12 protein-coding genes and 1 tRNA gene are annotated in these 13,307 nt (G+C 50.4%); 10 read left to right on the top strand and 3 right to left on the bottom strand.

From position 1 onward, the window contains the following. Positions 1–142: 142 nt before the first annotated feature. The 8 genes from sufC (at position 143) to MOZ60_RS03340 (ending at position 6,825) form a co-directional block, all read left to right on the top strand. Positions 143–985, top strand: a complete 843-nt coding sequence (gene sufC / locus MOZ60_RS03375) for a Fe-S cluster assembly ATPase SufC (protein ID WP_370595644.1) — start codon at positions 143–145, stop codon at positions 983–985. Beyond that, entirely contained in the window at positions 982–1,788 is an 807-nt protein-coding gene (locus MOZ60_RS03370) for a SufD family Fe-S cluster assembly protein (protein ID WP_277008397.1), read from the top strand. The genes sufC and MOZ60_RS03370 overlap by 4 nt, the downstream gene beginning before the upstream one ends. Next, positions 1,776–2,996 (top strand): aminotransferase class V-fold PLP-dependent enzyme, encoded by a 1,221-nt coding sequence (locus MOZ60_RS03365; protein WP_370595643.1) that lies wholly within the window; start codon positions 1,776–1,778, stop codon positions 2,994–2,996. The genes MOZ60_RS03370 and MOZ60_RS03365 overlap by 13 nt, the downstream gene beginning before the upstream one ends. A gap of 12 nt (positions 2,997–3,008) precedes the next feature. Then, the gene (sufU, locus tag MOZ60_RS03360; protein ID WP_108774060.1) at positions 3,009–3,464 is read left to right on the top strand and encodes a Fe-S cluster assembly sulfur transfer protein SufU; all 456 of its coding nucleotides are present in this window, start codon (positions 3,009–3,011) and stop codon (positions 3,462–3,464) included. Further along, a complete protein-coding gene (gene sufB / locus MOZ60_RS03355) occupies positions 3,461–4,879 on the top strand; it encodes a Fe-S cluster assembly protein SufB (RefSeq protein ID WP_370595642.1) in 1,419 nt (472 codons plus the stop codon). Before sufU ends, sufB begins: the two co-directional genes overlap by 4 nt. Further along, a complete protein-coding gene (locus tag MOZ60_RS03350) occupies positions 4,872–5,420 on the top strand; it encodes a 5-formyltetrahydrofolate cyclo-ligase (RefSeq protein WP_277008400.1) in 549 nt (182 codons plus the stop codon). Before sufB ends, MOZ60_RS03350 begins: the two co-directional genes overlap by 8 nt. 10 nt (positions 5,421–5,430) lie before the next feature. Next, a tRNA-Val gene (locus MOZ60_RS03345) sits at positions 5,431–5,502 on the top strand. A 102-nt stretch (positions 5,503–5,604) separates the two neighbouring features. Further along, positions 5,605–6,825, top strand: coding sequence for an MFS transporter (locus tag MOZ60_RS03340; RefSeq protein ID WP_370595641.1), 1,221 nt, complete (start codon positions 5,605–5,607; stop codon positions 6,823–6,825). Between the two features lie 171 nt (positions 6,826–6,996). Here the strand turns inward: MOZ60_RS03340 and proC are convergent, their stop codons facing one another. From proC to proB, 3 genes are read right to left on the bottom strand one after another with little or no spacing between them, the layout of a single operon-like run. Continuing rightward, the gene (gene proC, locus MOZ60_RS03335; RefSeq protein WP_108774056.1) at positions 6,997–7,809 is read right to left on the bottom strand and encodes a pyrroline-5-carboxylate reductase; all 813 of its coding nucleotides are present in this window, start codon (positions 7,807–7,809) and stop codon (positions 6,997–6,999) included. Further along, the gene (locus MOZ60_RS03330) at positions 7,806–9,047 is read right to left on the bottom strand and encodes a glutamate-5-semialdehyde dehydrogenase (protein ID WP_370595640.1); all 1,242 of its coding nucleotides are present in this window, start codon (positions 9,045–9,047) and stop codon (positions 7,806–7,808) included. The genes proC and MOZ60_RS03330 overlap by 4 nt, the downstream gene beginning before the upstream one ends. Next, positions 9,044–9,826, bottom strand: a complete 783-nt coding sequence (gene proB, locus MOZ60_RS03325; RefSeq protein ID WP_370595639.1) for a glutamate 5-kinase — start codon at positions 9,824–9,826, stop codon at positions 9,044–9,046. Before proB ends, MOZ60_RS03330 begins: the two co-directional genes overlap by 4 nt. A gap of 86 nt (positions 9,827–9,912) precedes the next feature. On the opposite strand from proB, the gene priA reads away from it, so the two are divergent. Further along, the gene (priA, locus tag MOZ60_RS03320) at positions 9,913–12,081 is read left to right on the top strand and encodes a replication restart helicase PriA (RefSeq protein ID WP_370595638.1); all 2,169 of its coding nucleotides are present in this window, start codon (positions 9,913–9,915) and stop codon (positions 12,079–12,081) included. 2 nt (positions 12,082–12,083) lie between these two features. Further along, positions 12,084–13,304 (top strand): 16S rRNA (cytosine(967)-C(5))-methyltransferase RsmB, encoded by a 1,221-nt coding sequence (gene rsmB, locus MOZ60_RS03315; protein WP_370595637.1) that lies wholly within the window; start codon positions 12,084–12,086, stop codon positions 13,302–13,304. Positions 13,305–13,307 lie beyond the last annotated feature (3 nt).

Below are 13,307 nucleotides of genomic sequence, written 5' to 3'. Positions count from 1 at the left end.
TGTCTGAATTTTCTTTCACATAACACGTTGCAGAATGTATGAAAAAGCAGGACAAAATGCCTGAAAAAGGGCATAAAGCGTCTGCCAACATTTCCTAGTAAATTGATGTTATAATCATGCACGGTTGAAAACAGGAGGAATTATGAGAACTCTCGAGATAAAAGATCTTCATGTTTACGTTGAAGATAAGGAGATTCTGAAAGGAATCGATCTGACGGTAAATGAAAAAGAAGTACATGCACTGATGGGCCCGAACGGCAATGGCAAGTCCACGCTTCTTGCCGCGATCATGGGCCATCCGAAATACAAAGTGACACAGGGATCCATTACATATGATGGTAAGGATGTACTGGCAATGCCGGTGGATGAAAGATCCAAGGCAGGCCTGTTCCTGGCCATGCAGTATCCACAGGAAATCCCCGGTGTTACCAACAGCGACTTTTTGAGAGCGGCCATGAATGTACGCCGTGACAGGCCGGTCCCTCTGTTCACATTTATCAAAGAAATGGAGAAGACCATCAATGATCTGCAGATGAAGCCGGATCTTGCCCATCGTTTCCTGAATGAAGGCTTCTCCGGCGGTGAAAAGAAGCGCAATGAGATTGTCCAGATGGAAATGCTCAAGCCAAGCTTTGCCATGCTGGATGAGCTGGATTCCGGCCTGGATGTTGACGCATTGCGGATTGTTTCCGATGCCATCAACCGGATGCACAAGGAAACAGGCATGTCGCTGCTGGTTGTTTCCCACTATGAAAGATTCTATGAGCAGATTCAGCCGCATTTCACCCATGTCCTGGTGGATGGACGCATTGTCATGAATGGTGAAGGCGACCTGGCTGGAAAGATTGACCAGGAAGGCTATGACTGGATCTATGCTGAGACAGGTGCCCAGCCTGCAGCTGAGGTTGAAGAAAAGAAAGTACAGCCTGTATCACTTGGTACATGTGCGGTTCGTCAGGCCGCCGAAGGAGCTGCGCGCAAATGACGCCGATCCATGTCAATATGGATATCGCCCTGCAGCCTGGCTACAGTGCTTATGAGATTGATTCAGACCGTGATCTGCAGATTACGTTCCGCGGCAGTGAGCAGAGTGATGTCTTTGTGTCTGTGAAAAAATGCGGTGCTCTGCGCATCCGCACTTATGCTGCAGCCGGTGCAAAAATCTCCTATCTCTTCTGGAACAATACAGATCAGAAACTGAGCGTCGATGAATCACACGAAGTCATGGGCAATGGAGATCTGACGGTTGCCTATGGCGAGTGCAATCAGGCTGAAACAGACCGCAATGTGTATGTTGCCCTGCGGCAGAATCATGCCAGGGCACTGCTCTCCAGTGCAACCCTGGTCAACTGCCGCAAGAATTACAACATGCAGGTTGTCAACTATGCACCGGATACCTATGGCGATATCAAGAACTATGCGGTTGTTCTGGAAAAAGGAAATCTGATGATTGATGCCATTGGCAAGATCGTCAAGGGTGCCCATGGCGCCCAGTCCCATCAGACAAGCCGTGCCCTGGCATTTGCGCAGGGACAGCGTGCTGAGATTCTGCCGGAGCTGCTCATTGATGAAGATGATGTGCAGGCAAGCCATGCTCTGAGTATGGGAACCGTGGATGAAGACCAGATGTACTACATGATGAGCCGCGGTCTGAGCCGCTCACAGTGCACCTCTCTGATTTCTTCCGGCTACCTGATGCCGATTGCCAGAACGCTGGATAATCCGCAGCTGCAGGAGATGCTTGCTAAGGAAATGGAAAGGAAGATGAACGCATTATGTTCGATGTAGAGAAAATCAGAAGAGACTTTCCGATGATCGTGAACAATCCCGATCTGATTTATTTCGACAATGCGGCAACTTCCCTGAAACCGCAGTGTGTGATTGATGCCGTAACGGATTACTATACGAAGCATACATCCAATGTACACCGCGGCGACTATGCCATTGCGGCTGAGAACGACCGTCTGTATGATGGTGTCCGCAAGATCATTGCAAAATTGATTAACTGTGATCCGGATGAAGTTGTGTACACACACAATGTCACCCAGTCTATGAACCAGATTGCCTGGGGCCTTGCCCATGACTTTTTGAAAAAGGGTGATGTGGTGCTGATCTCGGAAGCAGAACATGCCTCCAACGTACTGCCGTGGTTCCGCCTGCAGCAGGAAGCCGGCATCCGCTTTGAATATATTCCGACTGATAAGGAAGGCCGTATTCACCTGGAAGATTATGAGAAGTGCTTCCATGAAGGAGTCAAGGCTGTCTCTCTGGCTGAAGTGACCAATGTGCTTGGCTCTGTGCAGCCGATCAAGGAAATGAGTGCCATTGCCCATAAACATGGTGCTTATATGATCGTGGATGGTGCCCAGAGCGTGCCGCATATGAAGGTGGATGTCAGGGATGCAGATATTGACTTCCTTGGCTTTTCTGCCCATAAGATGTGCGGTCCCGGCGGGGTTGGCATCCTCTATGGCAAGAAGGAACTGCTGGACAGAATGAGCCCGATGTTAATGGGCGGTGATATGAATGCACGTTTTGCCAATGATGGTTCCTGCATCCTCAAGGAAACACCGGTCAAGTTTGAAGCCGGTACACCGAATATTGAGGGTGTCATTGGCACTGGTGCAGCTGCCAATTATCTGATGGATATCGGCCTGGATCATATCCATGCCTATGAAAAAGAGCTGCGTGCCTACTTCTGTGAGAAGATGCAGAAGCTGGATAACATTATTCTCTATAATCCTGACAATGAATACGGCCCGATTGATTTCAATGCTAAGGGCGTCTTTGCCCAGGATGCGGCCGGCTATCTGGCAAGTAAGAATATTGCGGTGCGCAGCGGCAATCACTGTGCAAAGCTGCTGCACAATATCATCGGGACGGATCAGACGATTCGTGCTTCGCTGTATTTCTACAATACAAAGGATGAAGTAGACCGCTTTGTGGATGAGGCTAAGAACATCAACCTTGAAAATGCGGTTGGTATCTTCTTTTAAGAGGTGAATGTCATGAGTGATGAAAGCAGTTTGTTAAATGATCCGGAAGTTCTGCGCGAGCTGATCATGGATCACTATCAGTATCCACATAACCATGAGCTGACTAAGGATGCTGGCTATCAGTCCAGACATATGGCCAGTGACAGCTGCATTGATGATATTACCGTCCAGAGCAAGATCAAGGACGGTGTGATTCAGGATATCCGTTTTGACGGCATTGCCTGCACGATCTCAACGGCAAGCACAAGCATGATGACGGATCTGCTCAAGGGCAAGAGTGTCAAGGAAGCTGAGAAGATCATTGCCAATTACTTTGCGATGATCGAAAACAAACAGTATGATCCGGATGTTCTGGAAGAGGCGGTTGCCATGAAGAATGTTTACAAGCAGGCTAACCGCATCAAGTGTGCGACAATTGGCTGGAAAGCCATGCAGGAAATGATTGAAGAAAGTGAGGCGAAGAAATGAGCGAAGCCAATCGCAATAACGAGGCCATTTATTCGCAGGATGATTATAAATACGGATTCCATGACGATGATGTCAAGGCCGTCTTTGATACTGGCAAAGGCCTGAATGAAGATATTGTCAGAAAGATTTCTGCCTATAAGCATGAACCGGAATGGATGACAGAATTCAGAGTGAAGTCCTTCCATACTTTTGAAAAACTGCCTATGCCCAAATGGGGACCGGATCTGTCTGAGATTGACTTTCAGGATTTTACATACTTCAAGACGGTCTCCAATGAAGCTGAAAAAAGCTGGGATGAAGTACCGGAAGAAGTCAAGAATACGTTTGAAAAGCTTGGCATTCCTCAGGCAGAGCGTCAATATCTGGCTGGTGTGACCACCCAGTATGAGTCTGAGGCTGTCTATCATAACATGCTGGATGAAGTGCAGCAGAAGGGTGTCATCTTCCTTGACATCGATTCCGGCCTGCGTGAATATCCGGAACTGTTCAAAAAGTACTTTGCGACCATTGTTCCCCCGACGGATAACAAGCTGGCTGCCTTGAACAGTGCCGTCTGGTCTGGCGGTTCCTTCATCTATGTACCAAAGGGTGTCAAGCTGGAGAAGCCGCTGCAGTCCTACTTCCGGATCAATTCGGAATCCATGGGACAGTTTGAGCGTTCCATCATCATCGTGGATGATGGCGCAGAGTGCTCTTATGTAGAAGGATGCACAGCACCGCAGTATTCCAAAGATTCCATGCACGCTGCCGTTGTCGAAGTATTCGTCGGCAAGGGGGCAAAGTGCCGCTATTCCTCTGTGCAGAACTGGTCCGGCAACATCCTGAACCTTGTTACCAAGCGTGCCAAGGTAGATGCCCATGGCACCATGGAGTGGATTGACGGCAACATCGGATCACGCATTTCCATGAAATATCCTGCCTGCATTCTGGCAGGTGAGTATGCCCATGGCCTGTGCATTTCCATTGCCGTTGGTTCTCATAACCAGTTCCAGGATACCGGTGCCAAGATGATTCATCTGGCGCCGCATACATCCAGTTCCATTGTCTCCAAGTCGGTCTCCCGCAATGGCGGTGTGACCAACTTCCGTGACTGGATCCGCTTCAGTAAGAAAGCAGACTTTTCCAAGACCAAGATTGAGTGCGATACACTGATCCTGGATGAGAAGAGCCGGAGTGATACGATTCCGCTGAATATCAATGAGAATGCGACCAGCACCATTGAACATGAGGCAACCGTATCCAAGATTTCGCAGGATGAGCTGTTCTACCTGGAAAGCCGCGGTCTGAGCGAAGCGCAGGCAACGGAAATGATCGTCATGGGCTTCCTGGAGCCATTTACACGTGAGCTGCCGATGGAATATGCAGTCGAGCTGAATCAGCTTCTGAAGATCGACATGACAGACTCCATTGGATAAACAAACTGCCAGGAAAACGGGCCTGCAGGCCCGGAAAGCACTGTCATCCCGGGAAAGAAAAGCGATGAGTATGGCAATTGTTCAGAAGCTGCTGCCATATCTTGATGATATTCACTCCATCGGCGTCTATCTGCCAATGAAAGAAGAAGTGGATATCAATCCGCTGATCCAGACATGCTTTGCCAAAGGCATTCATGTCTTTGCCCCGGTCGTGCGCAAAGGCACACTGATCTTCCATCAGATCACATCGAATACGGTTTACGCAACATCCAGGTTCGGTGTTCAGGAACCAGTTGATACACCGATTCAGGATGTGGAGAACATCGATCTGTTTGTTGTGCCGCTGTCTTCTTTTGATGCAGCATGCCACCGGACAGGATACGGAAAAGGGTACTATGACAGTATTCTCAATCGTGTCAGACACAAGATTGGTGCGGCCTATTCCGTGCAGCAGGTGGATGAGATTGCCGTAGAACCGCATGATGTCACGCTGGATGGGATTGTGACAGAAAAGGGTTCCATATTTGTGAAACCATGGTAAAATAATCAGCGGAGAATTAGCTCAGCGGGAGAGCATTCGCTTCACGTGCGAGGGGTCATGGGTTCGAACCCCATATTCTCCACTGATGATGAGGATTCATGAATCGGAAAGATTGATGAATCCTTTTTTTGCTTGCAGGGACTCTTTGGGAATCATAATATATATGTCTGTTTGAGGTGAGGCTATGACACAAGCACAGAGAAAAGGACCGACATTCCGCTACGGTGTGATCCAGGCAGGTTTCTGGATTGACTATCTGATTATCAACAGTTTCGCTGCTGTCTTTCTTTCCGGCCGCGGTTTTTCTACCGCAGCCATCGGCGGCATCACATCAGCCGGCGCACTGGCAAGCTGCGTGCTGCAGCAGGTATCCGGCGATATTGCGGACCGCTCCAAACGGCCTTTGAAGCATATGATTGCAGGCTTCTTTCTTGCCTGCACCGCATGCTTTGCACTGCTGAAAGTGTTCCCTGAAGTCTATGCATCCACACTTGTTTTCTATACAGTGGCGTTTACACTGCAGTCAAGCATTGCACCATTGCTCAACTCATTATGCCTGCAGTTTACCAACCGCGGTTATGACATGAACTTTGGCTTAGCCAGGTCCATGGGATCCTTTGGCTATGCGACCGGCGCCTTGATCATGGGACAGGTGACCGAGCATTATGGTGCCGAGATTATCCTGCCGATTTACATGGCAATCTACCTGATTCTGCTGCTGGTACTGGCAAGCATTCCAGTACCTGCTGCCGCAGTAACCAAACCAATTGCCGGCAATGAAATCCTGAAAGATGAAAAGCCAAGCACCATGAAGGAATTCTTCCACAAGTACCACCGCTTTGAACTGCTGATGGCAGGATTCGTGCTGGAATGGTTTTTGAACTCTCTGCTTGGCACTTATATGATTTACTTCGTGAGATACTTTGGCGGCGGGCAGGCAGACATGGGACTTGCCTTTGCTGTCATGGCATATTCTGAAATCCCGGCTGTGATGTTTGGCACCAACCTGATGGGCCGCATCGGTGCCGATACGATGCTGCGGATCTCCGGTTTCGGCGGCATCCTCAAAGCCATTCTGTTCCTGGTTTCACCAAACATCCATTTCTTTGTCTGGTGCAACATCGCCCATCTGCTGTATTCCGGTTTCTATCAGGTCGCCGCTGTCTATTATGTGTACCGCATCGTTGGTGTCGGCGATATCGCCAAAGGGCAGGCAATCATGGGTATTGCGACCGGCGGTGTCTGCATGATGCTGGCAAACCTGATCGGCGGCTTCCTGCTGGAAAGGGTGTCGATCCCGTTTATCCTGACCATCGGCCTTGTGGCAAATATTGCAGCATTTGTTCTGATTTATCTTGCGACTGATCCAAAGCGGTTCCCGAACGAAAAGATTCGCTCTCTTTGATGAGATGCCTCCTGCCTTCATGCAGGAAAAAGAAAGGCGGCTAACCCCGCCTAGACGTCTTTTACCGCTATAGGCGGGGTATGCGCCGTAACAAAATCAAACAGAAAAAGCCGTCATTGTGATCACTTTACTTTGGATCCAATGGCGGCTTTGTGTGTATTCCCGTGATTTTCAATGGGACAGTTCTTCGGCACGTTTGACGCACTTTTCATCTGCTTCATGAATGATGGAAGCCAGGTTCAGTTCTTTGAACGTGTTGATCGCTTCAATGGTAGTGCCGCCCTTGGACGCCACTTCATTGATGAACTCTTCAATGGGCTTGCCGGCATTCTGCTTGAGAAGATTGCCGGATCCAATCACGGTCTGCACCAGCAGGGCACGGGCAGCTTCCTCATCAATGCCGCGTGATACGGCATCCTTGAGAATGCACTCAATGAAGTAATAGACGTACGCAGGCACAGAGCCATGAACAGCCACAATTGCATTCATCTGGTCCTCCGGAATGGTGCGGGCAACACCCATGCCGGCAAACATCTGGAAGATGAAGTCATACTCATCGGCCTTGCAGTTTTCTGATTTGCACAGGGCAGTGGAACCTTCACCAATCTGCAGCGGTGTATTCGGCATGGCACGGATGACCTGTGTATCCTTGCCAAGAATGGACTGGATATGGGCAATGGACAGACCGGTCACAATGGACAGCAGGCACTCCGGCTGATGTTCCTTGAGCTTTTCCAGAACAGCATCGGCCTGGGTGGGATTGACTGCCAGCAGGACGATATGGGCATTTTCAGCCACATCAGCCTCATCTTTGGCCAATCCAAAGCGCTCTCCTTTGGCTGTCTTCATATTGGTGTCATGGTGGTCATACACAACCAGCTGGTATCTTTCCAGATACTCCTTGGCAACAGCACCGCGGGCAATTGCCATACCCATGTGGCCGCAGCCGATAAAACCAAGCATGTACTTCTTCGTTGTTCTCATCTGATTTCTCCTTTCCCTTCCAGGTGATATGTATACGTCGTCAAAGCTTCCAGTCCCATAGGACCGCGGGCATGCAGTTTCTGCGTGGAAATACCGATCTCAGCACCAAGCCCAAACTCAAAGCCATCTGTAAAGCGGGTAGAGGCATTGTGATAGACACAGGCACTGTCAACGCCGGCAAAGAACAGCTCTTTTTCAGCATCACTTTCCGTAATGATGGCATCAGAATGGTGGGTGCCATGCTTTTCAATATGATTGATCGCTGCCAGCGTGTCATCCACAATCCCGACATTCATGATGAGATCATTGTATTCCGTATCAAAGCTGTCTTCCTTTGCCGGCAGAATCAGATCACTCAGTGCACAGCTTTCTGGATCACCATACATGGTCACAGCATGTTCCCGCATGATTGCGGCAATATGGGGAATGTAGGATCTGGCAATTTCTTTTTCCACCAGCAGCGTCTCCATCGCATTGCATACAGAAGGGCGCTGGCATTTGGCATTGACAATAATTCTGTCTGCCATCTCTGGCTGTGCAGTATTTTCCACATACACATGGCAGATGCCGGCACCTGTTTCAATGACCGGCACCTTTGCATTGGCAACCACTGCCTGAATCAGTCTTCTCGATCCCCGGGGAATCAGTACATCAATCGACTCACGTGCCTGCATCAGGGCATCCGTCTCTTCATGAGAAATCGGATCACACAGCATGACGCTGTCCTGACTGACGCCATTGTCCTGCAGTGCTTTCTTCATGGATGAAATGATCGCATGGGAAGAACGCCATGCCTCTTTACCGCCCTTGAGCACACAGGCATTGCCGGATTTGATGCACAGTGCCGCACAGTCAGCCGTCACATTGGGACGTGCCTCATAAATGATCGCAACGACGCCAAGCGGTACGGAAATCTTCTGCAGATGAATGCCGCTTTTCAGCGTTCTTTCTTCCAGCATCCGGTTTAACGGATCTTCCAGATCGATCAGATTTTCGATGCCGACGGCCATCTGTTCCAGCCTGGGGGCATCCAGGCTGAGCCTGTCCAGCATGGACTGGCGCATGCCGTTTGCTTTTGCATCCTGGACATCTGTTTTGTTTGCATCAAGAATCACTGACATGTCATGGCGCAGATTGATGGCAAAATCTTTGAGAATCTGATTGCGAACGTCAAGAGGAAGCTGGCGTACTTCCCGGGAAGCCTTTTTTGCCCGTGCTGCGGTTTCCAGTGCTTTCATTGTGCATCTCCTATCTCAAACAGCGTACCGCGCTGATGGCCGTCACTGATGTCATACAGAATGTGTGGATCTTCGCCAGAGGCAATGATGACCGGAATATGCTGCTTTGCGGCAATGGAAACGGCATGCAGCTTGGTCACCATGCCGCCGGTGCCGTTTTCCGTATGAGAACCGCCGGCTGCATTGATGACAGCATCCAGATCATGCACAACCGGAATCAGACGTGCTTCCGGATGGACACTTGGATCCGCTTCATAGAGGCCCTCAATATCAGAAAGAATGATTAAAAGATCTGCATTGCACAGACATGCCACAACAGCAGACAGCGTATCGTTGTCACCATAGACAATTTCTTCTGTTGCAATCGAGTCATTCTCATTGATGATCGGAATCGCATGGGTCTTGAGCAGTTCCTGGAAGGTCGCAATAACATTGCGGCGTGCTTCTTCGTTCTCCGTAACATCCTTTGTCAACAGCAGCTGTGCTGTCGTAGAACCGTACTCCATGAAATAGCGGTCATAGATGGACATCAGCTCACACTGGCCGATTGCTGCGGCAGCCTGTTTGCCAGCCATCGTTGCCGGCCGTCTGCCCCAGCCGATTTTATGGGCACCGACCATGATGGCACCGGATGTCACCAGAATCACATCATGGCCTTCATTTTTCAGATCTGTCAGAATTCTGGCAAAACGCTCAATTTTGCGCAGATTCAGCGTGCCGTCGCTGCGGCAGATTGTAGATGTACCGACTTTGACGACAATACGTTTCCATGCTTTCATGAAATACCTCTTTCCTGTCTGTCTTATTATACACACCTGCCTGAACCACCTGTGCAGAGTCTTTGCAAAAATAGTAAGATAAGGCCATGAGAATACTGGAGTGCTGGATCGAACATCCCGTTCGTTCCATCGATCGAACATTTACGTATTTATGCACAGAAGAAGTGCAGCCCCTGTGCCGGGTGATGGTTGATTTCAACCACCGCCGTACCATTGGCTTCGTGGAAAGCGTTCGGGAAACAGATGAGACACCGGATGAGATTGCAAGACGGCTGGGCTACCAGGTCAAGATGGTTTCTTCGGTACTGGACCATGAACCGCTGCTGTCAGAAGAACTGCATGATCTGGCATTTGCCATGAAGGAAATGACGCTGTCTCCTACCATATCCTGCTTCGCATGCATGCTGCCGGGGATCATCAAGCCGTCGCTGTCTTCCAGTGAGAAAAGGGCGGTCACAGAGCGCTGGGTCAGCGTTTCAGATCAGGAGACATCTTTGACGCCAAAGCAGCTGGAAGCATGGCAGTATGTGCAGGCTGCCGGCCGGATGCCATACCATCAGCTGCGCAGGAAATATCCCAATCAGGCCAGGAAACTGATTGAACTGGGCGCTCTGCGGATCGAAGAACGGCAGCGTCAGAGCGAAGAAATCGATGTGCAGTGCAAGCCTGGTCTGCAGCTGACACCTGCCCAGCAGAACGCAATGGATCAAATTCTCTCTCATCCGGAGGGCGTAACTCTGCTGCGGGGGGCCACCGGCTCAGGCAAAACCGAAATCTATCTGCATCTTGCCGCAAAACAGTTATCCTGCGGCAGACAGGTATTGATCCTTGTGCCGGAAATCTCTTTGACACCGCAGATGGTAGAGCGGGTCACATCACGCTTTGGCAATGCCGCAGCCATCTATCACAGCGGTCTCAATGCCCAGCAGAAATACGAGCAGTATCTGAAAGTCAGATCCGGCAGGGCAGGAATTGTTGTCGGTACGCGCAGTGCCGTCTTTCTGCCGTTTGCCAATCTTGGCCTCATCGTGATGGATGAAGAACATGACGGTTCCTATAAACAGGACAGCATGCCTGCCTATCACTGCCGCGATATTGCCATATGGCGGGGAAAGTATCATCACTGCATGGTCCTGCTTGGCTCAGCGACACCATCTCTGGATTCCTATGCCAGAGCACTGCGCGGGGTATATCATCTTGTTGAGCTGGATGAGCGGATTAACCAGACACCTGCCCGTGTATCCATCATTGACATGAAACAGGAAATCAGAAAGGGCGGCGATGGCATCATCTCCCGTCCTCTGCAGGAAAAGATGGCAGCCGTGCTTGCTGCAAAAAAACGGGTGATTCTGATGCTGAACAGAAGAGGCTACAGCCCGCAGTTGCGCTGCCGTTCCTGCGGGGAAGTCATCCTTTGCCCGCATTGTGAGCTGGCCATGGCATATCACCGTGATGAACGTCTTTTGAAATGCCATGCCTGCGGCACCGTGATGAAAGTGCCGCCGCGCTGTCCATCATGCAAAGCACAGGACGGGTTCATGACCTACGGCTTTGGCACAGAAAAACTGGAAGAAGAAGTGCACCGGCTGTTTCCTGATGCCCGCACCATCCGCATGGATGCAGATACGACTTCACACAAGGATGCCCATCAGAAACTGCTGGCTGCCTTTGGCAGGGGCGAGGCAGACATTCTGCTTGGCACCCAGATGATTGCCAAAGGACTGGATTATCCGGATGTGACGCTTGTTGGTGTCATTAACGGCGATGCCGGCATGGCCCGCAATGATTTCCGCAGCTGTGAGAGTGCATTTGATCTTCTGATGCAGGCTGCCGGCCGCAGCGGGAGAGGTGAAGATGCCGGCGAAGCGGTGTATCAGGTCTTTGATCCGGACCATTATGCTGTGCAGTGTGCTGCCAGGCAGGATTACCGTTCCTTCTTTCAGCATGAGATGCAGTTCCGCCATGCCGGCCAGTATCCTCCCTACACCTATCTGATTTCACTGACAGTGGCCAGTGCCAATGAACGCCAGGCGATGCAGGATGCTGTATGGCTGCGCGATCATCTGCATGGAAACTATAAAACGATCGGTGTGATATCACTCTTGAAGCTGCGGGATCAGTTCCGCTGCCGGGTGATTCTCAAGGGAAAGAATCTGGATGAAATGCGGCATGATACAGCGGCTTTGCTGCAAAGTGACGGCACGGGCCGCATCAACCGCATTAAAGTGGATGTCAATCCGCTTGTACTGGAGTAGATATGGACACAAGAAAACAAGCATATGAAATACTCTGCCGGGTAGAAAAAGACAATGCCTATGCCGGCCTGCTGTTGCGGCATGTACAGGCCGATGGAAGAGAAACAGCCCAGATCACAAACCTGGTATATGAAACACTGCGCAATCAGATTCTGCTGGAGGCACAATGGCAGCCTTATGTACAGCATAAAGTGCGCAAAGAAACAGCAGTTCTGCTGAATCTTGGTGCCTGCCAGCTGTTTTTCATGGACAGCGTACCTGCCTATGCTGCGATTAACAGCACGGTATCTCTGGCAGCCAGAAAAGAGCGCGGCTTTGTCAATGCTGTTCTGCACAAAGTGCAGCAGGCAGGCCTGGTTCTGCCTGCGGATGACTTTGATCATGCCGGCATCCGTTACAGCCATCCGCAGTGGCTGCTGGCGATGTGGAAGGCACATTATGGCAAAGAGAAGGCACTGGAAATTGCAAAGGCAGACCAGCAGGCATCCCGTGTATATGGACGGATCAATACCCTCAGGCATGGAGAAAAGCTGCGCAGTGATTCCCGCTGCCACTTTGTCAATGAGCTTTCCTTCACATCTGATTTCCCGCCCGCGGCTGATCAGATGCTGAAAGAGGGAACGTATGTGATCCAGGATGTGCACTCAGCAATGGTACCGCTGTTATTGGATGTACATCCGGGCATGAAGGTGCTGGATGTATGTGCTGCCCCTGGCACCAAGACACAGGAAATTGCGATGCTGATGAAAAACAGGGGACAGATCACGGCCTGTGATCTGTATCCTGCCCGCTGTGAACTGATTGATGAACTGATGAAACGCACCGGTGTCAGTATTGTAAAGACAGTTGTGCATGATGGCAGGACGGCATGGGATGAAAAGCAGAAATTTGACCGTATTCTGCTGGATGCCCCATGCTCGGGCCTAGGCGACCTGTCCCATAAGCCGGAGATCCGCTATCGGGTGAGTCCGCAGAGCCTGGATGAGATTGTGCAGATCCAGCAGGAAATTCTTGATGCCATGGCACCCTCCCTTGCGGATGGCGGCATTCTTGTCTATAGTACGTGTACATTGAACCGCAAGGAGAATGAAGGACAGATTCATGGCTTCCTGAAACGCCATCCGGAATATCATCTGTTGCAGGAAAAGACCTGGTTTCCGGGTGAAGGGGATGGCTTTTATGGCGCAAAGTTAATCAAAGCAGAGAAACGGAAAAGATCATAAAAA

It is taken from the genome of Grylomicrobium aquisgranense, from assembly GCF_033971865.1.
Taxonomy (GTDB): Bacteria; Bacillota_I; Bacilli_A; order Erysipelotrichales; family Erysipelotrichaceae; genus Bulleidia; species Bulleidia massiliensis.
Note: the sequence above shows the minus strand (reverse complement) of the source record. Positions and strands in the feature narration are given on the sequence as shown.